The sequence below is a fragment of the Aquabacterium olei genome (assembly GCF_003100395.1).
GTDB classification, from domain to species: Bacteria; Pseudomonadota; Gammaproteobacteria; order Burkholderiales; family Burkholderiaceae_C; genus Aquabacterium; species Aquabacterium olei.
On the sequence record NZ_CP029211.1, the window covers coordinates 224,206 to 247,074 of the forward strand.

A 22,869-nucleotide genomic window follows, 5' to 3' on the forward strand; every position below is an offset into this window, starting at 1 on the left:
CGCTGCGACCCGGACTTACCGGATGTCCGCTACCTGCGCCCCAACCCTCAATCGCGTGAGACCGTGCATGTACATTGCCTGAGTACGATTGAGTACGAAAGGAAGCACAGCTTGGCCGACAACGACAACACCCGATCCGTGGCAATTTACTGGGACTTCGAGAACCTGCATGCCGGCGTGATGGAAACGAAGTACGGCGAAGGTGTCTACGCCAAGCAGGACAACCGCTTCAAGGTGCAGGAGCCGCTGGTGGATGTGCAGGCCCTGGTCGAGTTGGGTGCATCGTATGGGCCCATCGCCATCAACCGGGCTTATGGCAACTGGCAGTATTTCGGGCGCTACCGTGACGCCTTATTGCAAGCATCCGTCGAGTTGATCCAACTCTTCCCGCCGGGCGCATCGGCCAAGAACGGTGCAGACATCAAGCTGTGCCTCGATGCTGCCGAAGACATCGGCCGCTTCCAACATATCGGCACGGTCATCATCGTGGGCGGCGACAGCGACTTCATGCCCGTGGCACAGAAAATCAAGGCGGCAGGACGCACGCTGATCGGCATCGGGACGAAGCGGAACACGAACAAGCATTGGGCAAAGAGCTGCCACGAGTTCCGCTTTTATGAAAGCCTGTTGGAGGCTGAAAGCGTTGAAGCTGCGCTCGAAGACACAAGCCCCGCCATACCCGCGCCTCCGGCGAACCCTGCGGCGGAGTTACTGCGCCGCGCGGTGCGGCTGCTGGCTGAATCAAAGGGCGATGCGTGGGTGAACAAGGCGAGCGTGCTGCCGATGATCAAGCGGCTCGATCCAACGTTCGATTTCAAGGATCACGGTTACGGCAGCTTCAGCGAAATGATCAAAGGGTTGGCCGATGCGGTGGAGTTGCGCAAGGGGGATGTGGACCATCAGTTGAGGGTCAGGTGAACCTGACTTGCAGTGTGCGTGTTCGGAGGAAGCAGTCATCTGAATCGCCTCCAACTGACACGGCCGATAGCCGATTCAAACACCTTCAGACGGAGCAGATCCGTGTCGAACCGGAGCTGCGCGCTGATCTTGATTCGGTGCTTCTGCCCGGCGAGAACGCTGACTGAATTTGTCGAGGAATCGGTGCGTCGCGCCGTTGAATTTCGCCGCGTGCAAACGGACTTCGCCGCGCGGGTGAAGCAGTTGGGCAAATGACGTTCGGAGTCGAGTTCACGCCGGAGGCCGAAGCCGATCTGGATCGCTTGTTCGACTTCCTGCTGGATGGCGCTACGACTCTGGAGGAAGCCATGAGCTCATCATCCCGTTCGGCTCCACCGGATACGTTCTTCGCTTCGACATACGCAGCCCTGAACTGGTCCTCATCATCGGCACGCGCCCCCAGCGGGATGAGGATTTTCAGTGACCGTGGTGCACACGGTCGCCGCCGGTTTCTCTCGGCCTGGCGTCATGGGGAAGGGCAGATCGATGCGCTCACTTCAAGCCCAACCGCTTCGCCAGCTTGTGCAGGTTGCTCGCATCCAGCCCCAGCTGGCGCGCTGCCATCGCCCAGTTCCCGTCCGTGCGCCGCAGTGCCTGCCGAATGGCCTGCCGCTGAACCCGCTCCACCTGCTCGTTGAGGCGGGTCGCCTGCGGTTCATCGTCCTCATGGGACGGACACGCCATGGCGGGCTCATTCAATGAGCCTGTCGACATCCCATCGGAAGACAGGTCCAGCAGGTCCACCGTCAGCGTGGCGATGTCGCTGCGGCTCACACCGCGGGTCAGCAGCTTGAGGGCCGCCCGGCCGATCACGTGCTCCAGCTCGCGCACGTTGCCCGGCCAGGGGTAGGCCAACAATGCCGCTTCGGCGGCCGCATCCAGCCTCAGGCTGCGCAGGCCCAGTCGAGCCCGGTTCACTTCCAGGAAGTGGCCGGCCAGCAGCAGGATGTCGTCGCCGCGATCACGCAGCGGCGGCACGTGCACCGGGTACACCGACAGCCGGTGATACAGGTCGGCGCGGAAGGTGCCATCGGCCACGGCATCGCGCAGCGCCCGGTTGGTGGCCGCCACGATGCGCACATCCACCTTCACCGGCTTGTCGGCCCCCAGTCGCTGCACCTCGCCATTCTGCAGGGTGCGCAGCAATTTGGCCTGGATGGTGAGCGGCAACTCGCCCACCTCGTCCAGGAACACGGTGCCGCCCCGCGCCGCCTCGAAGCGCCCGGCACGGTCGGTGGTGGCGCCAGAGAAGGCGCCGCGCACGTGGCCGAAGAGCTCGCTTTCCGCCAGCGACTCGGGCAGTGCCGCGCAGTTCACGTGCACCATGGGTTTGCCCGCGCGCGGCGAGTGCTCGTGCACGCGGCTGGCGAACAGGTCCTTGCCCACGCCGGTCTCGCCCATCAGCAGCACCGGCAAGTCCGACTGCGCGACCACATCCACCTCGTGCAGCACGCGTTGCAGTGCCGGGCTGTGACCGATCAGGCCCAGGCGGGTGCCGCCGCTGGGGATGCGCCCGGTCTGTTCTGGCTCGGCCACCCGGGCCTGCCGCAGCGCCTGGACTTCCTGTTCGAGCTGGCTCATGCGAACGGCGGCCGCCACCCAGGGCAGACAGTGAAGCAGGGCCTCTCGCGCGCTGTCGTTGAAGGTGCCTGGGCGCAAGGCGTCAAGCGTGAGCACGCCCCAACGGTGGCCGTCAATCATCACGCTGGCGCCCATGCAGTCGTGTACCGGCAAGGGCTCGCCAGCCATCGCGTCGACCAGACCATCGTAGGGATCGGGCAAGGTGCTGGCGTGTTCGAAGTGCACCACGCCGCGTCCCAGCAGGATGGCCGACAGGCGCGGGTGCTGCGCAATCACGAAGGCGCGGCCCATGGCGTCACGCGTCAGGCCATCGACGGCAAGGGGGCGCAGTCGCTCGCCCTCTTCCTGCAGCAAAGCCACGGCGTGACAGGCGAACTGCGCCTTCAGTTGCGACACCAGCCGCTGCAACCGCACCGCCCGGGGCAAGGTGACCGCGAGATCGGCCCAACCCAGGGTCGCCATCGTGGTGATACTTACCCTACCAATGGTCATTTTTACCCCACTTAATAGGGTTCATTCTACCCTTCATTTTGCCAAGTGCTTGATTTTCAAGGGCCGGGAACCTGGCCCGGGCCTTGCGCTATGGAAGGCATCTCACACGAAGGAGTCCTTCACCATGAACCACGCTGACGAATCCCTGGGCCTGCTGGCCCGCACCATCCCGGGCGCCACCAAGGTGTTCCACGAATACCACCTCGACTTTTGCTGCGGCGGCAAGCAGACCCTGCAACAGGCGGCCGACAAGGCCGGCATCGACGCCGCCCGCATCATCGCGCAACTCGCCCGGCTGCAACCGCAGGCCGATGGCGCGGTCGACTGGACGGATGCCCCCACCCCAGCGCTGATCGAGCACATCCTCGAGCGCTTCCATGCGCGGCACCGTGAGCAGCTGCCCGAACTGATCCGTCTGGCGCGCCGCGTGGAATCCGTGCACGGCGATCGACCCGAGTGTCCGCTGGGGCTGGCCGACCACCTCGAGAACATGCTGCAGGAGCTCGAGAGCCACATGCAGAAGGAAGAGATGGTGCTGTTCCCGATGCTGCAGCGCGGACAGACCGACATGGCCGCCATGCCGATCCAGGTGATGCGCCATGAGCATGACCATCACGGCGGCGAGCTCGCCAAGCTGGAGGCCCTCACCAACGGCATCACCCTGCCCCGCGGCGCCTGCAACACCTGGCGTGCGCTGTACCTGGGCCTTCAGACGCTGCGCGAAGACCTGATGGAGCACATCCACCTCGAGAACAACGTGCTGTTCGAGCGCGGATGACACGCCGCTGAAACGGTGTTCGAGCAGTGGTTCGCGCGGCCGATCGCCGACATCGTCCACCGGCCGCTGGAAGCCCTGCTGGTCGATGAGGCGTGGACGCGCAAGCTGAAGGCCGCCCTGAACGGCGGGCCGCGCCGGCCCTCCTGGCTCATGCAACGAGCCAGTCCAGGAGAGGATTTACCGGTCAAACCTGCCTGACGGAAAGACCGACGCTGGCACGCCTGCCCACCCCTCTCTGAGCACAGCATCCCGGCTGCCAGGGAACACCGCTTGCTCTGCTTGGCCACCCGGCGCCCCACCGCCGGCTTCCTGCCCGCAAGGACAGGGCCTCCCAAACCAGGCACAACAAGGGGGTTTCCATGCACGGCCCGCTCAAGATCGTGAGCTACGTCATCGTGCTGCTGATGGCCCTGGCGGTCATCTACGCGGTCTACATCTCGGCCACCTACTGGGCCGGCATCGGCGTCTGACGAGGAAGGCGCCATGAACAAAAAGCAATCCCGCACCTTCGCCATCGCTTGCACGGCGGTGGCCACCGTGGCCTTCCTCGGGCTGACGATCGACAGCCATCGGCAGTTTCCCAAGCTCACCAACGCCGACCAGCTCACACCCCAGGTGATTGCCGGCAAGGACGTCTGGCACAAGTTCAACTGCGTGAACTGCCACACGCTGTTTGGCGAAGGCGCCTACTACGCACCCGATCTCACCAAGATCGCCAAGCTGCGCGGCGACGCCTACCTGCAGGCCTACATGCGCAACCCGGCGCAGTTCTACGACGAGCAGCGTCACCGCCGCCTGATGCCCAAGCAGGATCTGAGCGACGAGGAGATCCGCAACCTGGTGAGCTTCCTGACCTGGGTGAGCAACGTCGACAACCAGGGCTGGCCGCCGCGTCCGATCCTGGTGACGGGGGCCACCTTCCCGGGCACCGACATGACCGCACAGCAGCAGGCCGAGACCTCCGGTGAGAAGACAGACGGCAGCGCCGTGCCCCCGGGCGCGCGGCCGCTGTCGGGCAACGAGAACCCGATTGCGCTGGGCGAGCGCGTGTTCCGCGCGGCCACCCCCGCTTGCGCTGCGTGCCACTCGCTGGCCCCGGGCGTGAACATGGCCGGGCCTTCGCTGTCCGGCGTGGGCAGCCGAGCCGCGCAGCTGATCGGCTCGCCGGATTACAAGGGCAAGGCCAGGGACGTGGCCGGCTACATCCGCGAGGCGGTGCAGAGCCCGAGCGCGCATGTGGTGCCCGGCCCCATGTACTCGGCCAACGGTGTGTCGTTCATGCCCGATACCTACAGCAAGAGCCTGACGCCCGAGCAGCTGGATCAGCTCGTCGCTTACCTCTCATCGCTCCGATAACCCGCGAGGTCCCGCATGCGATACCACTCTCAATCGGTCGCTTACTGGTACTTCGCCGTGGCGATGGTGCTCTTCGGCCTGCAGATCGTCTTCGGTCTGCTGTCTGCGGCCAAATACCTCGGGCCAGATCCCCTGCTCTACATCCTGCCGTTCGACGTCACCAAGGTCATCCACACCAACCTGCTGGTGGTATGGGTGCTCACGGGCTTCATGGGCGCCACCTACTGGATGGTGCCCGACGAGTCGCGCACCGAACTGCACAGCGTGAAGCTGGCCTACATCCAGCTGGGCCTGTGGGTGCTGATGGGCGTCACGGCCGTCATCGGCTACCTCTTCCGCTATGGCACCGGCAACAAGCTGCTGGAGCAACCGCTGCCCCACAAGATCGTCATCGTGGTGGTGATGCTCATGTTCCTCTACAACATCGTGATGACGATCCGCAAGTCGGGCCGCTTCACGACCACCGAGGGGGTGCTGTTGCTGGGGATTGCCGGTGCGGCGGTGCTGTACCTGCCCGCGCTGATCGAGCACGACAACTACGTGGTCTCCATCTTCTACCGCTGGTGGACCATTCACCTGTGGGTGGAAGGCGTGTGGGAGATGATCCAGGGCGGCTTCCTGGCCTACCTGCTGATCCGGCTCTCGGGCGCCGACCGCGAGGTGCTCGAAAAATGGCTGTACGTGATCGTCGGGCTGGTGTTCATTGCCGGCATCCTCGGCACGGCGCACCATTACTACTGGGTGGGCGTGCCCAGCTACTGGCTGCCGATCGGGGGCATCTTCAGCGCGCTGGAGCCCGCCGCCCTGGTCGGCATGGCAATCTACGCGTACTCGGCCATGCGGCGCTCGGGCCTGGCCCACCCCAACACGCTGGCCCTGCATTGGACCCTGGGCAGCGCCATCTTCACGCTGTTCGGCGCGGGGCTGCTGGGCCTGGCCCACACCTGGCCCAGCGTCAACAAATGGACGCACGGCACGCTGATCACCGCGATGCACGGCCACGCCGCCTTCTATGGGGCCTACGCGATGATCGTGCTGGCCATGATCACGTATGCCTTGCCGGTGATCTCGCCCGCGCGCCGCGAACAGGGCACGGCCATGGGCTACTGGTCGTTCTGGCTGCAGCTGGTCGGCATGTTCGGCATGACGCTGTCGTTTGCGACCGCCGGCATCGGGCAGGTCTATCTGGAGCGCATCATGGGACTGGGCTACCTCGACGCCCAGCTCAAGATCCAGGTGCACTTCCTGATGCTGATCGGCACGGCGAGCCTGTTCGCGCTGGGGGTCGCGCTCTTCATCATCGACTTCTTCCGGTACGCGCCGCGATTCGAGGTGGTGAAGGACGAGGATGAACGCATTCCCACACCAGCCCCCGTCCGGCCGGTGCGGGTCTGACCCGTGATGAACGGCGAGGCCGAAGCCAACGGTGGGCCACCCTTCTACATGGCCTCGGGCGCCGAGGTCGAGATCTTCACGCAGTGCCATCAGCGCCACCTTGCCGTGATGCTCAAGGGGCCGACCGGCTGCGGCAAGACCCGCTTCGTGGAGCACATGGCCTGGCGGCTGGGCCGCCCGCTGATCACGGTGTCCTGCCACGACGACCTGACCGCCAGCGACCTCATCGGCCGCTTTCACATCCGGCACGACGGCACGCAGTGGCAGGACGGTCCCCTGACCCGGGCCGTCCGGGAAGGCGCCATCTGCTATCTGGACGAGGTGGTGGAAGCCCGGCAGGACACGGTCGTGCTGGTGCACCCACTGACCGACTACCGCCGCGTGCTGCCGGTCGACAAGACGGGCGAGCTGATCGAAGCGGCGCCCGGCTTTCAGCTGGTTGTCTCGTACAACCCGGGCTACCAGCGCATGCTCAAGGACCTCAAGCCCAGCACGCGCCAGCGCTTCGTGGCCCTCGACTTCAGCTTCCCGTCGCCCGAACAGGAGGCCCGCGTGGTGGCGCATGAAAGCGGCATCGACGCGGGCATGGCCCACGGCCTGGTGGCCCTGGGCGGCCGACTGCGCATGTTGCAGGATCAGGGCCTGGCCGAGGTGCCCAGCACCCGGTTGCTGGTTCATGCCGGGCGCCTGATGGCCGGCGGGATCGAAGCGCGACAGGCCTGCCATACCGCGATCGTTGCGCCGCTCTCGGACGACCCGACGCTGGTGTCGGCCATGCGCGACCTGGTGGACGCCACGTTCGTGTGACGCCATGGCGGAAGCCGAAGATGTCCTTCAGGACGCCGCACGACACGCCACGATCTTCGTGCGTGACCTGTGGCGGCGGCACCGACCGCCTGCATCGCGCGTGGAGGGCATCCCCCTGCGGGACGTGAGCCGGCGGCTCGACCTGCTGGCGCATGCGGTCTTCGGGCGTGCGTTTGCGCTCCGGCAGGCCGATCCGCCCGCCCCGGCCACACTGCTCGACAAGCTGTTTCGCCGCGGTGAAGGCGTGCGGGTGCAGCAGGCTCTGCCGGCCACCGATGGCCACACCATCTGGCTGCCGGCCATCCTGCCCTTGGGGCGCGAACCGGCTGACATCACCCCCTATCGCCTGGCGCTGCTGCAACAGGCGATGCGGGCTGTGCGGGGCAGTGCCGCGGTCTGGTCTTCGCTGAACCACCCCGTCGAGCAGGCGCTGTTCCTGGTGCTGGAGGCCGATGCCGCCGATGCCGCGCTGGTCCGGATGCTGCCCGGCGTGGCGGCTGCCCTGCACAACTGGCGTCAGCAGGCGCTCTCTGCCCGTCCGCCGCCGGCGGCGCTGCCCGCCCACCGACAGCCGCTCGAGGCGGTGGTGCGAAGGATACTGGCCCAACCCGTGAGCCAGTGCAAGACGATGCCGGTGGAGGCCGTGTGGCGTGAGGCCCGCCATGCAGCGCGCACCCTGCCGGACGCGCCACCGGGCCGCCTGCTGTACCGCGACCTGTGGACGGGCGAGTTCCGGCGCCCTGCCCCGGCCGCCCCCATGCGCCCCGGCGATCCGCAAGCCGATGGCCTGCCACCGGCCCCCGCACGCAGCGCCCGCCTGCCGCGCAGCCCGACGGTGCGCGAAGCCCCGGACGACGAAGACGACACACGGCAAGGCGCGTGGATGGTGCAGACCGCCCAGCCGCACGAGCAGGCCGAAGACCCGATCGGCATGCAGCGGCCCACCGACCGCGACGACACGACGGCCGCCGAGGAATTCGCCGATGCGCTGTCCGAGCTGCCGCAGGCCCGGCTGGTGGCCACCCCGAGCCGGCCGAAGGAGGTGCTGCTGTCCGACGACCTGCCCGCCTCTCGCGCCAGGGCAGCCCCCCCGAGCCGGGATCCCGGCACCGCGGGGCGCTACCGCTATCCGGAGTGGGATTACCGCAGCCAGACCTATGTGGAAAGCGCCGTGACCGTGCATGTGAGCGAAGCCCCGGAGGGCCCGCAAGCGTGGGTCGATGCCACGCTTGCGCGGAACCAGGGCCTGCTCAGCCTGGTGCGCCGGCGGTTCGAGATGCTGCAGGCTCAGCGGCTGCGCCTGTACCGGCAGCTCGACGGCGAGGAGCCGGACCTGAACGCCTGCGTGGAAGCCTGGGCCGATCTGCGTGCCGGCCGGCCGATGCCGACGCACCTGTACCAGACGGTGCGGCCGGCGCGACGCGACATGGCGGTGCTCATCCTCACCGACATCAGCGGCTCGACCGATGGCTGGCTGTCTGCCCATCGCCGGGTGATCGACGTGGAACGGGAGGCCCTGCTGCTGGTGAGCCGCGCGCTCGAGAGCATGCGTGAGCGGCATGCGCTTCAGGCGTTCTCGGGCGAAGGCCCTCGCGGCGTGGTGGTGCGGGTGCTCAAGGATTTCGACGAACACCGCAGCGACCTCGTGGCCCGGCGGATTGCCTCACTGGAGCCCGAGCACTACACCCGTGCGGGGGCCGCCCTGCGGCACGCCACGGCCACCTTGATGCAGCAACCTGCCCACCATCGCCTGCTGCTGCTGCTGTCCGATGGCAAGCCCAATGACATCGATGATTACGAAGGGCGGTATGGCGTGGAGGACATGCGGCAGGCCACCACGGAAGCCCGACTGCAGGGCATCCATCCCTTCTGCCTCACGGTGGACCGGCAGGCCGCCGCCTACCTGCCCCAGGTGTTCGGGCCGCATCACTACGCCATGCTGCCCCGGCCCGAGCGCCTGCCGATCGTGCTGCTGGAATGGATGAAGCGGCTGGCGGGATCCGGCTGAGACCCGGCGGGCCCGCGATCACACGGGGCGGGCGAGCGGGCTGCGCGTGTCAGGGAGGAACGCCGTGGCCAGGCCCAGCAGCGGCAGGAAGGACGTCAGCCCGTAGACCCAGACGATCCCCTTGGCATCGGCCAGTTCACCGAGCGCCGCAGCGCCGAGGCCACCGATGCCGAACATCAGCCCGAACATCAGCCCCGACACCATGCCGACGCGGCCGGGCACCGCCTCCTGCGCGTAAACCACCATGGCAGAGAAGGCCGACGACATCACCAGCCCGATGACGAAGGCCAGGACACCCGTCCAGAACAGGCTGGCGTAAGGCAGGGCCAGAGCGAACGGTGCCACCCCGAGAAAGGACACCCAGATGACGGCCTTGCGCCCGATGCGATCGCCCACCGGCCCGCCGAAGAAGGTGCCCGCCGCCACCGCACCGAGAAAGAGGAAGAGGAACATCTGGCTGTGCTGCACGCTCAGGCCGAAGTGCTGGATCAGGTAGAAGGTGAAGTAGTTCGTGAACGACGCGATGTAGACGAACTTGGCGAACATCAGCACGCAGATCACCGCCACCGCCTGGATCACCTGCCGGCGCCCCAGGCCCTCGCCACGCGCCGCGGCGAGGCTGCGGGCCTTGGCCTGACCGTGACGGCGTACCCAGGCCGTCAGGCGCAGCAGCACCACGATGGCCAAGACGGCCGCCACCATGAACCAGGCCGCTGCCTGCTGCCCGTGCGGGATGACGATGACCGCGGCCAGCAAAGGGCCGATGGCACTGCCCGTGTTGCCACCGACCTGAAAGGTGGATTGCGCCGTACCGAACCGCCCACCCGACGCCAGACGCGCCACGCGCGACGCCTCGGGGTGGAAGGTGGCCGAACCGACCCCGACCACCGCCGCGGCCACCAGCAGCATGGCATAGGAACTGGCCAGGGCCAGCAGGCCAATCCCGATCAGGGTCATGACCATGCCGGAAGGCAGCAGGTAGGGCTTGGGGTGCCGGTCGGTGTACATCCCGATCCACGGCTGCAGCAGCGACGCGGTGATCTGGTAGACCAGCGCGATCACGCCGATCTGACCGAAGCTCAGCGCGAAATTGCTCTTGAGCAGCGGGAAGATGGACGGCAGCATCGCCTGGATCAGGTCATTGAGCAGGTGTGCAAAGGCCGCGCCGCCCACAACGGGCAACAGGAAGCCATGCGAGGGCACGTCGGCATGCGAGGGCGCCGGCGGGATCGGGGTGCGGTGGGCATGGAGTTCAGCAGACATGGCGGGCTTCGATCGCGGGAGAGCGCAAGGGTAAGGCAATGCAGCCGAGGTGCCGTCCCGAAGGGCGATTCGGCGGGGTTGGATGGGCCAGGTGCGTTCTTTGCTCCACGCGTTGCGTTACAACGCCATCGCCCGGCCAACCGCGGGCGTCTCACATCATGAAGATGCCCAGCCTGCTTTTTTCCGCGCTGATCGGCGCGGTGGCCAGCGCCCGTTCCATGACCCCCATGGCCGCCATTGCCGCGACGCGGCTCACCGGCGCGCAGACACCGGGGCGGCTGTTTCTCCTCGACTGTCCTCTGTTCAAGTTCGGGGCGCTGGCCATGGGCGTGGGCGAACTGCTGGGCGACAAGATGAAATCCGCGCCAGACCGCACCGTCTTCCTCGGCCTGTTGGCCCGCGTGATGAGTGCTGGCATCGCAGGCGCGGCGCTGGCGCCCCCCGGCAGGGAGCGAGCGGGCGCGTCCGTCGCCATTGCCACCGCCGTGCCGCTGGCCTATGTGACGCTGTCTCAGCGCAAGCGCGCCATGGCCCGCATCGGCCAGACGCGCAGCGGCCTGATCGAGGACGCGCTGATCGTTGGCGCCGGTGCGGCGGTTCTGGCGCTCGCCACCCGACCGAAGCACATCAGGCCGGCAGACTTGCGCTGACCGTCGTGCGGGTCTGAGCGAGCACCGCCAGATGGCGCTATCGTGCCGGGGCCTGTAGCGTGTCAACCTTCCGTTGGAGCGCATTCAGCATGGCGGGCTTCTCGGACTGGAAGGTGGCAGATGGCAGAGATCGGTGTGGTGGTTTATCCAGGCGCTCAGCAGTCTGCGGTGCTCGGGCTGACCGACCTGTTGTGCCTGGCCAGCGGCTTCGTCCGAACGCGCGAGAAGGCCGAGCGCGTTCCCCTGCGGGTCTCGCATTGGCGCCCGGACGGAGACGACGCAGTACCGTCGCGCGTCTTCGACAGCCACCCGGACGCCGCGTCGGAGCCGCTCTCTGCGCTCATCCTCCCACCGACCTTGCAGAATCCGGATGGCGTCGATGTGGCGCCCTCCATGTCGACGTGGTTGCGAGACCAGCACGCGCAGGGCGTGGTGATGGGCGCGGTGTGCGCGGGCGCTTTTCTGCTGGCCGAAACCGGGTTGATGGCCGGACGGCCGATGACGACGCACTGGACGTATGCCGAGCGGCTGCAGGCGCGCTATCCGACGGTCCGGGTCGATGCCGACCGGCTGATCGTGGACGACGGTGACGTCATCACCGCTGGCGGCCTCATGGCCTGGACCGACCTGGGCCTGCGCCTGGTCGACCGTCTGCTGGGCCCGACCGTGATGATGGAAACGGCCCGCATGCTGCTGGTCGATCCGCCGGGTCGCGAACAGCGTTACTACAGCGTGTTCTCGCCGCGGTTGACGCACGGGGATGCGGCCGTGCTGCGTGTGCAGCACTGGCTGCAGGCCACACAGGCCAAGGACGTGTCCCTGCCCACCCTGGCCGCCCAAGCCCGACTGGAAGAGCGCACGTTCCTGCGGCGCTTCCAGAAGGCCACCGGCATGACCACCACAGAGTACTGCCAGCGCCTGCGCGTGGGCCGCGCACGCGAGCTCCTTCAGTTCGACAAGGCGACCATCGACCGGGTGGCATGGGAGGTGGGCTACAGCGACGCGGGCGCCTTCCGCAAGGTGTTCACGCGCATCGTGGGCCTCTCTCCCAGCGAGTACCGCCGCCGCTTCAGTGCTGACCAGGGCGTGGGGCACTGAACACAGGCGCAGTGCCGGCGCCTGCCCGCTGTTGTCGGTGGCGCCACGGAAGTTGTCGGTCTGGCCACTTCGCGGCAGGGCGCCTTCAGGTGACCATGGCGACGCTCTAGAGCAACCCCGAACAACCGAACCGGAGACCTCCATGAAAAAACGCGCCGTGATCGTCATCGACCTGCAGAACGAATACCTGCCTTCGGGCAAGCTGCCCCTGTCGGGCATTGAAGCGGCATCGGCCAATGCGGCCAAGGTGATCGCCGACGCCCGCAGCAAGGGCTTCCCGGTCGTTCACGTGCGTCACGAGTTCGCCAACAGCGAGGCACCCGTGTTCGTGCCCGGCACGAACGGCGTGGAAATTCAGCCGACCGTGGCACCCCATGGCGACGAGCCGATCATCGTCAAGAACCACATCAACGCCTTCCGCGGCACCGACCTCAAGCAGCAACTCGAAGCCCGTGGCGTCGAAGAAGTCGTGGTCGTCGGGGCGATGAGCCACATGTGCGTCGACGCCGGTGTGCGCGCCGCCGCGGACATGGGTTATGGCGTCACGGTGCTGCACGATGCCTGCGCCACGCTCGACCTCGAATTCGGCGGTGTGACCGTTCCGGCAGCGCAGGTGCACGCAACCATGATGGCCGCCTTCGCGTTCGGCTACGCCACGGTGAAGTCGACCGGAGAGTACCTCGCAGCCTGAGGTCGCTCCTCACTGAAGCAGGGCTGGCAGCCCTGACACACCCAGGCCGATCACGGCACAGGCTGCCAGCAGCGGCATCACGCCGACCTTGAACCGGAACAGGGCGACCGCGGCCCCCAGCGCGATCGCCGCAGAAGCGCCATCGAAGGGGCCCTGAAAGCCGCGCGGCCACAGCACGTGGTACGCGAAGAACAAGGCGAGATTCAGGATCACGCCCACCACCGCGGCCGTGATGGCGGTGAGTGGCGCGGTGAACGCCAGCTTGCCATGCGTGGACTCGATGAGCGGACCACCCGCCAGGATGAAGACAAAGGACGGCAGGAAGGTGAAGAAGGTCACCACGCCGGCCGCGGTGGCACCGGCCAGAAACAGCGCATCCGGCCCGAACAGTTGCTTGAGCCATCCTCCCACGAAGCCGACAAACGCCACCACCATGATGAGCGGACCGGGCGTCGTTTCACCGAGCGCCAGGCCGTCGATCATCTGGGGCCCGCTGAGCCACTGGTGATGCTCGACCGCGCCCTGGTACACGTAGGGCAGCACTGCATAGGCTCCGCCGAACGTCAGCAAGGCGGCCTTGGTGAAGAACCATCCCATCTGGGTCAGCGCGCCACTCACGCCCTGGGTGGCGGTCAGCATGGCCATGGCCCCCAGCCAGAGTCCCGCACCGGTGGCCAGCACGGCGGCGAGGTGCCCGCGGCGAAACACCGCGTGGGGGGGTGTCGGGGTGTCGTCGTCAATGAGGGCAGGGCCATAGCTGGCCTGCGCCCCACCATGCCCCCCGCCCATCGCAAACACGTGGGGTGCCAAACGGGCACCGAGCGCACCCAGACCGCCGGCCACCAGCACGATCAAGGGAAACGGCGCGTCCAGCACGAAGATGGCCACGAAAGCACCGCCCGCGATGGCCCACAACCACGGGTTCTTCAAGGCGCGGCTGCCGATGCGATGCGCAGCGTGGATGACGAGCGCCGTCACCGCAGGCTTGATGCCATAGAAGAGCCCGGCCACCAGCGGCAGGTGACCGAAGGCCACGTACACCCAGGACAGGCCGATGAGGATGAACAGCGAGGGCAGCACGAACAGGGCGCCCGCCACGATGCCACCCCCGGTGCGGTGCATCAGCCAGCCGATGTAGGTGGCCAGTTGCTGGGCCTCGGGGCCGGGCAGCAACATGCAGTAGTTCAGTGCATGAAGAAACCGCCGCTCGCTGATCCAGCGCCGCCGCTCCACCAACTCCGTGTGCATGATCGCGATCTGGCCAGCGGGCCCGCCGAAGCTGATGAAACCGAGCTTGAGCCAGAAGCGGAACGCCTCCCAGAAGCCAACAGGCGAGGGGCGGACTCGGGTGGGGGGCGAGGAAACGGGGGCGCCAGTCATGCGGCGTTCTCCTGGGTACATGGTCTTGACCGGGACACCGTGATTGTCTTGCTGAAGGAAGCGGCTGGCAGGGGCGACCGTTGCGGATGCTAGATTGGCGCTTTGCAATCCGACCGACCGCGAACCCCGACATGAAGCGTTTCCTGCTCGCCGCAGCGGCCCTGCTGGCCACGTCACTGCACGCTCACGGGGCCGAGGTCTCTGTGGCCGTGGCGGCCAACTTCACCGCGCCGATGCAGAAGATCGCCGCGCTGTTCGAGCAGGACACCGGCCACAAGGCCGTGCTCGCCTTCGGCTCCACCGGGCGCTTCTACGCGCAGATCCGGAACGGGGCACCGTTCGAGGTGCTGCTGGCCGCCGACGATGAAACCCCGGCCCGACTCGAGCGAGAGGTGCTCGCCGTCCCGGGCAGCCGCTTCACCTACGCCGTGGGCAGGCTGGTGCTCTGGAGCAAGCGGGCCGGGCTGGTGGACGGACAGGGCCAGGTGCTCCGCCGCCGCGATGCCTTCGACAGGATCGCCGTGGCCGACCCGAAGCTCGCGCCCTACGGTGCGGCCGCCATCGAGGTGATGGGCAAGCTCGGCGTGCTCGATGCGTTGCGGCCCAGGATCGTGCAGGGCGAGAGCATCGCGCAGACCCACCAGTTCGTGGCCACGCAGAACGCGGCGCTGGGCTTTGTCGCCATGTCACAAGTCTATGTGAATGGCCATCTGGGCGAGGGCTCGGCCTGGATCGTCCCGGCCGACCTGCACGCGCCCCTCCGACAGGACGCCGTGCTGCTGAAGAAGGGTCAGGGGAATGCCGCTGCCACCGCGCTGCTGGCCTTCCTCAAGGGTGACAAGGCCAAGGCCTTGATCCGGGGCCACGGGTATGGCCTTTGAAAACCCGGTGAACCCGGACTGCGCCCTGCTCTAGCCCTTTGAACTGCCTCATTCTTGAGCAAACCAGGGGGTGCCCTGGGAGCGAGACGACTTGCCCGCCCCGAGCCCACAGAGTTATCCACAGCTTCTGTGGGTAAGAGCCGGCGCGGCCTGCGCCCCACGTTCGAGGGGGGTTTCCTTCTTGTGTTGCGAATGATTCTCATTAACAATGAGCACATCACGCACTTGCGCGGGCCCTCTCCCGCAGACACCCGTGGACACCGCTTCTTCCCTCGCCCCGGTCCAGCACCGCCTGCTCCACCTGCTCGACGAGCTGATCCGTCATGACGGCTACGGCTCGCTGCGGATCGACGTGCGCCTGCTCAAGCGGGGCCAGAAAGAAGTGATCCTCGATTGCGGCAAGCAGCATCGCTTCGTGGTCGACGTGCCCGCGGCAGCCGTCAAAGACGCCAGCGCGTGAACGTTTTCTGCCCGAGGGCGTGGCGCCCTGGGCCTGCGGACATCTCCGTCCGCCTGCATTCCTCTTCATCACCCTGCTGTTGTGGCCTTTGTGGGTAAGGAACACGGCGCCCTCTTCAGAGAGCACCTCATGTCCATGTCTGCACGCGCTTTGGCGCCCGCCCTTTCTTCCATCGCCCTGGCCCTTGCGGCTACCGGTCAGGCCCACGCCACCGCCGGCCAATGGGACAGCAGCGTCGCCGGCTTCAGCGGCACAGGCGCCTCGGCTGCCACGCCGTGGATCGCTTCGCCGGCCACCGGCAGCACGTATGCCGAGTGGAACGCGATCTTCAGCTACCCGTCCGACAACACGCCCGACATCGGTGGCGTCGGCACCCTGACTGAAACCACGGGCTCCGCCTTCCCGACCAGCGGCGGCAACATCTACAGCATCTCCGGCGCCTCGGCGTTCTCGCTGGATCTGGGCACGGCAGCAGCCGGCACCTGGGACGTCTACCTGCGCGTGTCGACCGTGGGCTCGGCCGTGGCCGACACCGCCAAGCTCAACGGCGTGAGCGCCACCCGCGTGACCACCTTCAGCCAGGCCATCACCGGCGGCTTCGGTGGCACCGAGGAAGAGAGCCTGTGGAAGTGGACGGTCACGCTGAGCAGTCCCGCCACCTGGCTGACGAGTTTTGCGGCCAGTGGTGCACACATGAGCCTGGACCAGGTGGCCTTCTACGCCGTGCAGACGCCGGCTGCCGCCGTGCCGGAACCCCAGACCTGGGCCCTGATGCTCGCCGGCCTCGGTGCCATGGGCGCCTTGCAGCGCCGTCGCCGCGCCTGAAGTCGACCGAACCGATCTGGAACAGAGGTGAAGTCGGCCTCGACCTCGTCGTGCTGGCGGGCGGTGGGCAGCGGGTTCGCGGTTGCCGCCGCCTGCCTGCCTGCCGCCCTGCCGGTTTCCGCGGCCACGGCCGCTGCAGACGCAGACGCTGAACAGGAGATGCCCGCGGTGCAGGTGAAGGCCCGCGCCACGCGGCCGCCGGAGGGTGTCACGATGGCGCCCACCCAGGCGCGCACCACCGTGACCGAAGCGACGCTGAGGCAGCGACAGCCGGACTCGGTCTTCCAGGTGATGGACGAGGTGCCGGGCGTGACCGTGCAGGGCGGACCGCGCAACAGCGGGATGGGCTTCAACATCCGCGGCTACAGCGACAACGAAGACGTGCGGATCGAGCTCGACGGGGTGGTGAAAGGCTTCGAGAAGTACCGCTTCGGCGGCACGTTCATCGAGCCGGAGCTGCTCAAGTCCATCGAAGTGCGCCGGGGTGCGCAGGTGGAAAGCGCCGGCGCGTTGGGCGGCACCGTGAGCGCCACCACGCGCGATGCGCGCGACATGCTGCGCGCCGGGCAACAGTGGGGCGCCCGCGCCCGCATCGGGCACGCCACCAACAACGACGAGCGCCAGGCCATGGTGGCCGTGTATGGCCGCCCCACCGAGGCCACGGACACGGTACTCGCCTTCACGCGCCGCGCCGGAGGCAACCTCAAGCTGGCGGGGGGCGACACCCTGCCCTTGTCCGAGGTCGACATGGGCAGCGGCCTGGCCAAGGCGAGCTGGTGGCTGAGCGACACATGGCGGCTGAGTGCCAGCTGGATCCGCTACCGGGACCAGGGCCTGCAGGCCTACGACACCTTCAGCGGCACGATGGGCACCGGCACCACGCCCATGGCGCAGGTCGGCACATTCGGCCAGGTGCAACGCCGCATCGACGACGACACCGTGTCGCTGCAGGCGCTCTGGACCGACGAGGCCGCGGGCCACGAATGGCAGACGACGCTGGGTCGCAGTCGCACGCGCGTGCAGGATCACTTCGAACCCGGGTGGTCGGTGTTTTCGCTGTCCACCCAGGTCGACGACGATGTGCACCAGACGCACCTGACGCTGGACAGCCGACTGCGCTGGCAGTGGCTCGGCAGGCCGTCCACGTCTTCTTCCGTGGCCTCGTCCGGTACGCAGGCGCAGCAGCTGGCGGTGCGCGCCGGTCTGCAGGCTGGCCAAAGCGACCGTGCCGCCGAGCGCGTGACCGGCAACGCCGTGCTCAACCAGGCGCTCTACCGCGACGGCTACAACCCCGCGCAGCCGCCTGGCACCCGTGACACGCAGGGCGCCTTTCTGCAACTCGACTGGCGCCTCGGCCGCATGCAGGTGCTGCCGGGTGTGCGCTGGGACCAGATCGCGTCCACTGTCCACGGCGCCAATGCCGACCTGCTGAAGGCCGTGGGCGAGTCCGATACGGTGCGCTACACCGAGGTCTCGCCCAGTCTGACCTTGAGTTATGCGCTGGTGCCCGAGCGGTGGACGGTGTTCGCCACGACCGCCCGGTCCTTCCGCCCGCCCCTGCTGGACGAGGCCTTCATGCGGGCCGGCTACGGCGTCTGCAACAACAACGCCCTGTTGCGCATGGGCACCGGCACAACGCCACGCGTGCCGGGCTATGCCCCCGGTGCCCAGGTCGCACCGTCCACGGGCATCTGCAGCAACGCCTTCGTGCCCGAGACGTCGGAGGGCTTCGAGGCCGGCGTGCACACCCGCCAGGTCGATCTGTTCGGGCCGCGCAGCACGGCCCAGGCCAAGCTCACCGTCTTCTTCAACCACACCGATCACCTCCTCGAATCGCTGATGGCCGAGCCCGGCGGCAGCGGCCGCCTGATCCAGCCCGGCTGGGAGCGACGCCGCGGGATCGAGCTGGAAACCAGCGTGGGCTGGGCGCAGTGGCGCACGCGCCTGGCCGCCTCACGCCTGCGTGGTCGCCAGTTCGACGGCCTGTTTGAAAGCGACCTGGTCGGCGTGCCCGGCGACCGGGTGCACCTGAGCGTCGGGCGCCAGCACCCGTGGGGCGAATGGGGCCTGCGCTGGCAACAGGTCTGGGCACGCCGCTACTACGTGGACACCGCCCGCACCCAGGTGGCCGAAGCGCCGGGCTACCGGCTGCTGGGCGCCTCGCTGACCTGGCGACTGAACCCCACGTGGGAAACCACGCTCACCGCAGACAACCTGGCCGATGCGAGCTACAGGCTCGACAACGGACTGAGCGGCGCCCTGGGCACCGCCGGCCCGGGTCGCAACGTCCGCATCTCCCTCAGCGCGCGCTACTGAGCGCGCACCCCTTGCTCTCTTTCCTTGCCAAACCCATGGAGCCCGACGATGACACCGACCTCGAACGACCTCTTGCGCTCGTCCTTCGCCGCCCTGCGGGCCGAGGGCTTGCGCGCCCGCGACGCGGCCGCCCGCATGGGCCTCAGCGAGGGCGCCGCAGTGGCTGCCCATGCTGTGAGCCCGACCCGGCCGGCACACCCGGCCGACAGCCTGCTGCACGCCGTCGTGCTCGACGCTGACTGGCTGGGTCTGTTGCGCGGCCTCGAACAGGTCGGCGAGGTCATGGCACTGACCCGCAACGAACACATCGTGCACGAGAAGATCGGCGTGTACCGACACGCCTCTGCACAGGGTCCCGTGGGCCTCCTCGTCGGCCCGGAGATCGACCTGCGGCTGTTCTTCTCCCACTGGCACGTGGGCTTTCATGTCACCGAATCCACGCCGCGCGGGCTGCAGCACAGCCTGCAGTTCTTCGACCGGCATGGCGTGGCCGTCCACAAGGTGCATGCCCGGCCGCAGACCGACTTCGACGCCTGGCACGCCCTGGTGGCGCGCCATCACAGTCCCCTGCCCTCGCCCGGTTTCGAGCCCGGCGAGCCCCTCCGCACAGCCGACCGCCCCGATGCCGAGATCGACGCACTCGGGCTGGGTGAGGCCTGGGCCGCGATGCACGACACGCACGAGTTCTTCGATCTGCTCAAGCGCTTTCAGGTGGGCCGCCTGCAGGCACTGCGGCTGATGGAGGGCGTGCACACGCGCCCCGCCCCGGCCGATGCCACCGCGCGCCTGCTGGCCCAGGCACGCGACGCCGGCGTGCCCATCATGGTGTTCGTCGGCAGCCGAGGCTGCATCCAGATCCACACCGGCCCCTTCCATCGGGTCGAACCCATGGGCCCGTGGCTCAATGTGCTGGACGATGGCTTCAACCTGCATCTGCGCGAAGACGCCATCCATGAAACCTGGCTGGTCAGCAAGCCGACCGACGACGGACCGGTGACCTCCATCGAGGTGTTCGACCGCCACGGCGATGTGATCGTGATGTTCTTCGGCGCTCGCAAGCCCGGCCAGCCCGAGCGGCCCGACTGGCGGGCGCTGGCCTTCGGCCTGACATCGGCCCCCGAGCGGGAGGCCGCATGATGCGACGTCGCCACCTGTTCGCCCTGGCCCTGACGCCCTGGATGCCGGACGCAAAGGCCGCTCCGGCCGCACGCGGGCGCCCACCGCGGCTTGTGACGGTGCACGGCAGCCTGACGGAGATCGCCTTTGCGCTGCAGGCGGAAGCCACGCTGGTGGGCACCGACACGACGAGCGCCTACCCGCCCGCCGCACAGCAAACCACCAAAGTGGGCTACATGCGCAGCCTGTCCGCGGAGGGCCTGCTCGCGCTGCAACCGACCGCCGTCCTGGGCACCGAGGAGGCCGGCCCGGCCGTGGTGCTGGCGCAGATCCGCGCGGCGGGCATCCCGGTCACCCTGACAGCCTCACGCCACCGCTTCGAAGACGTGACCGACAAGATCCACCTGATCGCCCAGGCCACCGGGCGCGCTCCGGCCGGTCGCGACGTCGCAGCGAGCCTGGAGCGCCAATGGCAGACGATGCAGGCACACGTGGCACGCACGACGGCGTCACGCGTGGCCCGCAAGGCGGCGCCGCCACGGGTGTTGTTCGTGATGGCGCACGGCGGTGCCGCCCTGACCGCCGGCACGGACACCGCCGCCGATGCGGTGCTGGGCCTGGTCGGCGCGTCGAACGCTCTCACAGGCGTGCGGGGCTACCGCGCCCTCAACGCGGAAGCCGCCGTCGCCGCCCAACCGGACGTGGTGCTCACCACGACCGAATCGCTGGCGTTCGTGGGCGGCACCGAGCGCTTCTGGCAACAGCCGGGCCTGGCCCTGACGCCCGCCGCGCGGCACCAGCGCCTGATCGCGCTGGACGCCATGGGGCTGCTCGGCTTCGGGCCGCGCATGCCCGCCGTGCTCGACGACCTCAGGCGGCAGCTGGCATGAGCGCCACGACGGAGCCGTGCCCGGCAGACTGGCGACCGGCCACATCCACCCGCCCGCATCGTGACCCGCGCTGGGTGTGGGCCATCGGGCTACCCCTGCTCGTGATCGCCCTCGCCTTCGCCGCCACCCAGGGAGCCTACGCCCTCACCACCGGGGACCTCGGACGGCTCTGGTTGTTGTGGCAGCAGCCAGCTGGCTCACCTCATGAGCCTTCGCTGGCCGGAGCGCAGGTGTTCTGGCACATTCGCGCACCGCGTCTGGCGATGGCCGTGCTGGCCGGCGCCGCCCTCGGCCTCGGCGGTGCACTGGTTCAAGGGCTGTTCCGCAATCCGCTGGCCGACCCCGGCCTCATCGGCGTGAGCGCGGGCGGCGCGCTCGGCGCGGCCACCTGCATCGTCGTGTTGCCGCTCACAGGGTGGGTGCTGCCGGAATTCAGCCAGCGAGGGATCGGGGCATGGGCCACGATGATGGCCGCGTTTGCCGGTGCGCTCCTCGTCACCGCCCTCGCCTGGCGCCTGGCACGCCGGCAAGGCCGCATCCCGGTGGCCCAGCTGCTGTTGGTCGGTGTGGCCATCAACGCCCTGGCCGGCGCCGGGCTGGGCCTGCTCACCTACCTGGCCAACGACACCCAGCTGCGCGCCCTCACCTTCTGGCTGATGGGCAGCCTCGCACCCAGCCAGTGGCCTGCTGTGATGGCCGTGTGCCCTTGGGTGGTTGCAGCGGTGCTGCTCTGCCCTGCCCTGACCCGGCCGCTCGACGCCCTGGCCCTCGGTGAGGCCCAGGCGCACCTCATGGGCGTGCGCATCGGCCGCGTTCAGCGTGCCTCGGTCGCACTGACTGCACTCGCCGTAGGCAGCGTCACGGCGGTGATCGGCATGGTCGGCTTCATCGGACTGGTGGCCCCTCACATCGTGCGGCAGCTCTTCGGGCCGCGCCATCGGGTGGTCCTCCCCGGGTCGGCCCTGTTCGGGGCCAGCCTGGTGGTCCTGGCCGACACGGCGGCCCGCACGCTGTTCGCACCGGCCGAGCTGCCCCTGGGGGTGCTGACGGGCCTCATGGGTGCGCCGGCCTTTTTGTGGATCCTGCAAAGGCGCCCCGCAGCGTCGACAACTTGAAAGGCGCATGACGCATGGAACTGCACGCAAAGCACCTTCGGGTCGAGCATGGCGGCCGCTGCGTGCTCGACGTTCCCGAGCTCCGACTCCAGGCCGGACAGGTACATGCCCTGCTGGGTCCCAATGGCGCTGGCAAGTCCACCTTGTTGAACGCCATGGCGGGCCTGGATCCCGCGCTGAGCCACACCATCACACTGGGCGGCAGGCCCCTGTCCGGCTGGCCGCCACGGGAGCTGGCCCGTCAACGTGCGTTGTTCTCCCAGGAGCACACGGTGCCGTTCGATTTCAGCGTGCACGACATCGTCGAGATGGGCCGATATCCCCATGTCGACTGTCCTCATCCCCGAGAGGCTCATCTGATGAGCGAGTCTTTGGCCCGCACGGAGACCAGGCATCTCGCAGGTCGCCTGCTTGCCACACTGTCAGGGGGAGAAAAGGCCCGTGTTCACCTCGCTCGCGTGCTGGCACAGATCACCGCGCTGCCCGATGACCCGCAACCCCGCTGGCTCTTTCTCGACGAGCCCACCGCAGCGCTGGATCTGGCCCACCAGCAGGGCGTGATGCGCCTGCTGCGCGCGCTGGCGTCGCAGGGATGCGGTGTCGTGGTCGTGCTGCACGACATGAACCTGGCCAACAGCCATGCCGACCAGGTCGTGGTGTTGGCCCGAGGGCACATCGTGAGGGCCGGCACCAGCAGCGAGGTCCTGCAGCCCCCGCTGATCCGAGCGGTGTGGGGCGTCGCATGCGAACGGGTGCAACTGCCCTCCACTGCCCGGGTTCAGCGCGAGTGGCTGACCTTTCCCTGAGTCG

The 22,869-nt window shown here is 68.1% G+C and carries 22 protein-coding genes; 19 read left to right on the forward strand and 3 right to left on the reverse strand.

Features of this window, described 5'->3' with window-relative positions:
* Window positions 1–111: 111 nt before the first annotated feature.
* Together DEH84_RS18360 and DEH84_RS19215 are read left to right on the forward strand one after the other, a co-directional pair.
* Window positions 112–918 (forward strand): NYN domain-containing protein, encoded by an 807-nt coding sequence (locus DEH84_RS18360; protein ID WP_245932804.1) that lies wholly within the window; start codon window positions 112–114, stop codon window positions 916–918.
* Window positions 919–1,020: 102 nt separating this feature from the next.
* Window positions 1,021–1,173, forward strand: coding sequence for a hypothetical protein (locus DEH84_RS19215; RefSeq protein ID WP_159099064.1), 153 nt, complete (start codon window positions 1,021–1,023; stop codon window positions 1,171–1,173).
* Between the two features lie 276 nt (window positions 1,174–1,449).
* Here DEH84_RS19215 and norR read toward each other — a convergent pair whose 3' ends face one another.
* Window positions 1,450–3,000 (reverse strand): nitric oxide reductase transcriptional regulator NorR, encoded by a 1,551-nt coding sequence (norR, locus tag DEH84_RS18370; protein ID WP_109038658.1) that lies wholly within the window; start codon window positions 2,998–3,000, stop codon window positions 1,450–1,452.
* Window positions 3,001–3,154: 154 nt separating this feature from the next.
* Between norR and ytfE the strand changes: the two genes are divergently transcribed.
* The 6 genes from ytfE to DEH84_RS18400 all read left to right on the forward strand — a co-directional run bounded on the left by ytfE (window position 3,155) and on the right by DEH84_RS18400 (window position 9,374).
* Window positions 3,155–3,808: an iron-sulfur cluster repair protein YtfE gene (gene ytfE, locus DEH84_RS18375; RefSeq protein WP_109038659.1), complete on the forward strand. Its 654-nt coding sequence runs from the start codon at window positions 3,155–3,157 to the stop codon at window positions 3,806–3,808.
* A 15-nt stretch (window positions 3,809–3,823) separates the two neighbouring features.
* A complete protein-coding gene (locus tag DEH84_RS18380; RefSeq protein WP_109038660.1) occupies window positions 3,824–4,006 on the forward strand; it encodes a hypothetical protein in 183 nt (60 codons plus the stop codon).
* Window positions 4,007–4,291: 285 nt separating this feature from the next.
* Entirely contained in the window at window positions 4,292–5,164 is an 873-nt protein-coding gene (locus DEH84_RS18385) for a c-type cytochrome (RefSeq protein WP_109038661.1), read from the forward strand.
* A gap of 15 nt (window positions 5,165–5,179) precedes the next feature.
* A complete protein-coding gene (locus DEH84_RS18390; protein ID WP_109038662.1) occupies window positions 5,180–6,559 on the forward strand; it encodes a cbb3-type cytochrome c oxidase subunit I in 1,380 nt (459 codons plus the stop codon).
* 6 nt (window positions 6,560–6,565) lie between these two features.
* Complete coding sequence (locus tag DEH84_RS18395; protein ID WP_109038663.1) at window positions 6,566–7,366, forward strand: CbbQ/NirQ/NorQ/GpvN family protein; 801 nt, start codon at window positions 6,566–6,568, stop codon at window positions 7,364–7,366.
* A gap of 4 nt (window positions 7,367–7,370) precedes the next feature.
* Entirely contained in the window at window positions 7,371–9,374 is a 2,004-nt protein-coding gene (locus tag DEH84_RS18400) for a nitric oxide reductase activation protein NorD (RefSeq protein WP_109038664.1), read from the forward strand.
* Between the two features lie 18 nt (window positions 9,375–9,392).
* On the opposite strand, the gene DEH84_RS18405 is transcribed toward DEH84_RS18400, so the two are convergent.
* Window positions 9,393–10,637: an MFS transporter gene (locus DEH84_RS18405; RefSeq protein WP_109038665.1), complete on the reverse strand. Its 1,245-nt coding sequence runs from the start codon at window positions 10,635–10,637 to the stop codon at window positions 9,393–9,395.
* Between the two features lie 158 nt (window positions 10,638–10,795).
* On the opposite strand from DEH84_RS18405, the gene DEH84_RS18410 reads away from it, so the two are divergent.
* From DEH84_RS18410 to DEH84_RS18420, 3 genes are all read left to right on the forward strand, one after another.
* Window positions 10,796–11,287: a hypothetical protein gene (locus DEH84_RS18410; protein ID WP_109038666.1), complete on the forward strand. Its 492-nt coding sequence runs from the start codon at window positions 10,796–10,798 to the stop codon at window positions 11,285–11,287.
* A gap of 120 nt (window positions 11,288–11,407) precedes the next feature.
* The gene (locus DEH84_RS18415) at window positions 11,408–12,385 is read left to right on the forward strand and encodes a GlxA family transcriptional regulator (RefSeq protein WP_109038667.1); all 978 of its coding nucleotides are present in this window, start codon (window positions 11,408–11,410) and stop codon (window positions 12,383–12,385) included.
* Between the two features lie 142 nt (window positions 12,386–12,527).
* Window positions 12,528–13,076: a cysteine hydrolase family protein gene (locus DEH84_RS18420; protein ID WP_109038668.1), complete on the forward strand. Its 549-nt coding sequence runs from the start codon at window positions 12,528–12,530 to the stop codon at window positions 13,074–13,076.
* A 9-nt stretch (window positions 13,077–13,085) separates the two neighbouring features.
* Here DEH84_RS18420 and chrA read toward each other — a convergent pair whose 3' ends face one another.
* The gene (gene chrA / locus DEH84_RS18425; RefSeq protein ID WP_109038669.1) at window positions 13,086–14,456 is read right to left on the reverse strand and encodes a chromate efflux transporter; all 1,371 of its coding nucleotides are present in this window, start codon (window positions 14,454–14,456) and stop codon (window positions 13,086–13,088) included.
* A gap of 131 nt (window positions 14,457–14,587) precedes the next feature.
* Here chrA and modA point away from each other — a divergent pair, with 131 nt between their 5' ends.
* The 8 genes from modA (at window position 14,588) to DEH84_RS18465 (ending at window position 22,865) form a co-directional block, all read left to right on the forward strand.
* The gene (gene modA, locus DEH84_RS18430) at window positions 14,588–15,337 is read left to right on the forward strand and encodes a molybdate ABC transporter substrate-binding protein (RefSeq protein WP_109038670.1); all 750 of its coding nucleotides are present in this window, start codon (window positions 14,588–14,590) and stop codon (window positions 15,335–15,337) included.
* 253 nt (window positions 15,338–15,590) lie between these two features.
* Window positions 15,591–15,797: a hypothetical protein gene (locus DEH84_RS18435; protein ID WP_109038671.1), complete on the forward strand. Its 207-nt coding sequence runs from the start codon at window positions 15,591–15,593 to the stop codon at window positions 15,795–15,797.
* Between the two features lie 129 nt (window positions 15,798–15,926).
* On the forward strand, window positions 15,927–16,622 hold the full coding sequence (locus DEH84_RS18440) for a PEPxxWA-CTERM sorting domain-containing protein (RefSeq protein WP_245932805.1): 696 nt from the start codon (window positions 15,927–15,929) through the stop codon (window positions 16,620–16,622).
* Window positions 16,623–16,649: 27 nt separating this feature from the next.
* Window positions 16,650–18,938: a TonB-dependent receptor domain-containing protein gene (locus DEH84_RS18445; protein ID WP_109038672.1), complete on the forward strand. Its 2,289-nt coding sequence runs from the start codon at window positions 16,650–16,652 to the stop codon at window positions 18,936–18,938.
* Window positions 18,939–18,986: 48 nt separating this feature from the next.
* Window positions 18,987–20,075, forward strand: coding sequence for a hemin-degrading factor (locus DEH84_RS18450; RefSeq protein ID WP_109038673.1), 1,089 nt, complete (start codon window positions 18,987–18,989; stop codon window positions 20,073–20,075).
* On the forward strand, window positions 20,072–20,944 hold the full coding sequence (locus DEH84_RS18455; RefSeq protein ID WP_109038674.1) for a heme/hemin ABC transporter substrate-binding protein: 873 nt from the start codon (window positions 20,072–20,074) through the stop codon (window positions 20,942–20,944). Before DEH84_RS18450 ends, DEH84_RS18455 begins: the two co-directional genes overlap by 4 nt.
* A complete protein-coding gene (locus DEH84_RS18460; protein WP_109038675.1) occupies window positions 20,941–22,059 on the forward strand; it encodes a FecCD family ABC transporter permease in 1,119 nt (372 codons plus the stop codon). The genes DEH84_RS18455 and DEH84_RS18460 overlap by 4 nt, the downstream gene beginning before the upstream one ends.
* Before the next feature lie 14 nt (window positions 22,060–22,073).
* On the forward strand, window positions 22,074–22,865 hold the full coding sequence (locus DEH84_RS18465) for a heme ABC transporter ATP-binding protein (protein ID WP_109038676.1): 792 nt from the start codon (window positions 22,074–22,076) through the stop codon (window positions 22,863–22,865).
* The last annotated feature ends 4 nt before the right edge of the window (window positions 22,866–22,869 follow it).

Coding starts and splice junctions, on each gene's coding strand:
- norR (WP_109038658.1), bottom strand. CDS start 3,000: ATGGCGACCCTGGGTTGGGCCGATCTCGCGGTCACCTTGCCCCGGGCG.
- ytfE (WP_109038659.1), top strand. CDS start 3,155: ATGAACCACGCTGACGAATCCCTGGGCCTGCTGGCCCGCACCATCCCG.
- DEH84_RS18385 (WP_109038661.1), top strand. CDS start 4,292: ATGAACAAAAAGCAATCCCGCACCTTCGCCATCGCTTGCACGGCGGTG.
- DEH84_RS18390 (WP_109038662.1), top strand. CDS start 5,180: ATGCGATACCACTCTCAATCGGTCGCTTACTGGTACTTCGCCGTGGCG.
- DEH84_RS18395 (WP_109038663.1), top strand. CDS start 6,566: ATGAACGGCGAGGCCGAAGCCAACGGTGGGCCACCCTTCTACATGGCC.
- DEH84_RS18400 (WP_109038664.1), top strand. CDS start 7,371: ATGGCGGAAGCCGAAGATGTCCTTCAGGACGCCGCACGACACGCCACG.
- DEH84_RS18405 (WP_109038665.1), bottom strand. CDS start 10,637: ATGTCTGCTGAACTCCATGCCCACCGCACCCCGATCCCGCCGGCGCCC.
- DEH84_RS18410 (WP_109038666.1), top strand. CDS start 10,796: ATGAAGATGCCCAGCCTGCTTTTTTCCGCGCTGATCGGCGCGGTGGCC.
- DEH84_RS18415 (WP_109038667.1), top strand. CDS start 11,408: ATGGCAGAGATCGGTGTGGTGGTTTATCCAGGCGCTCAGCAGTCTGCG.
- DEH84_RS18420 (WP_109038668.1), top strand. CDS start 12,528: ATGAAAAAACGCGCCGTGATCGTCATCGACCTGCAGAACGAATACCTG.
- chrA (WP_109038669.1), bottom strand. CDS start 14,456: ATGACTGGCGCCCCCGTTTCCTCGCCCCCCACCCGAGTCCGCCCCTCG.
- modA (WP_109038670.1), top strand. CDS start 14,588: ATGAAGCGTTTCCTGCTCGCCGCAGCGGCCCTGCTGGCCACGTCACTG.
- DEH84_RS18440 (WP_245932805.1), top strand. CDS start 15,927: ATGTCCATGTCTGCACGCGCTTTGGCGCCCGCCCTTTCTTCCATCGCC.
- DEH84_RS18450 (WP_109038673.1), top strand. CDS start 18,987: ATGACACCGACCTCGAACGACCTCTTGCGCTCGTCCTTCGCCGCCCTG.
- DEH84_RS18455 (WP_109038674.1), top strand. CDS start 20,072: ATGATGCGACGTCGCCACCTGTTCGCCCTGGCCCTGACGCCCTGGATG.
- DEH84_RS18460 (WP_109038675.1), top strand. CDS start 20,941: ATGAGCGCCACGACGGAGCCGTGCCCGGCAGACTGGCGACCGGCCACA.
- DEH84_RS18465 (WP_109038676.1), top strand. CDS start 22,074: ATGGAACTGCACGCAAAGCACCTTCGGGTCGAGCATGGCGGCCGCTGC.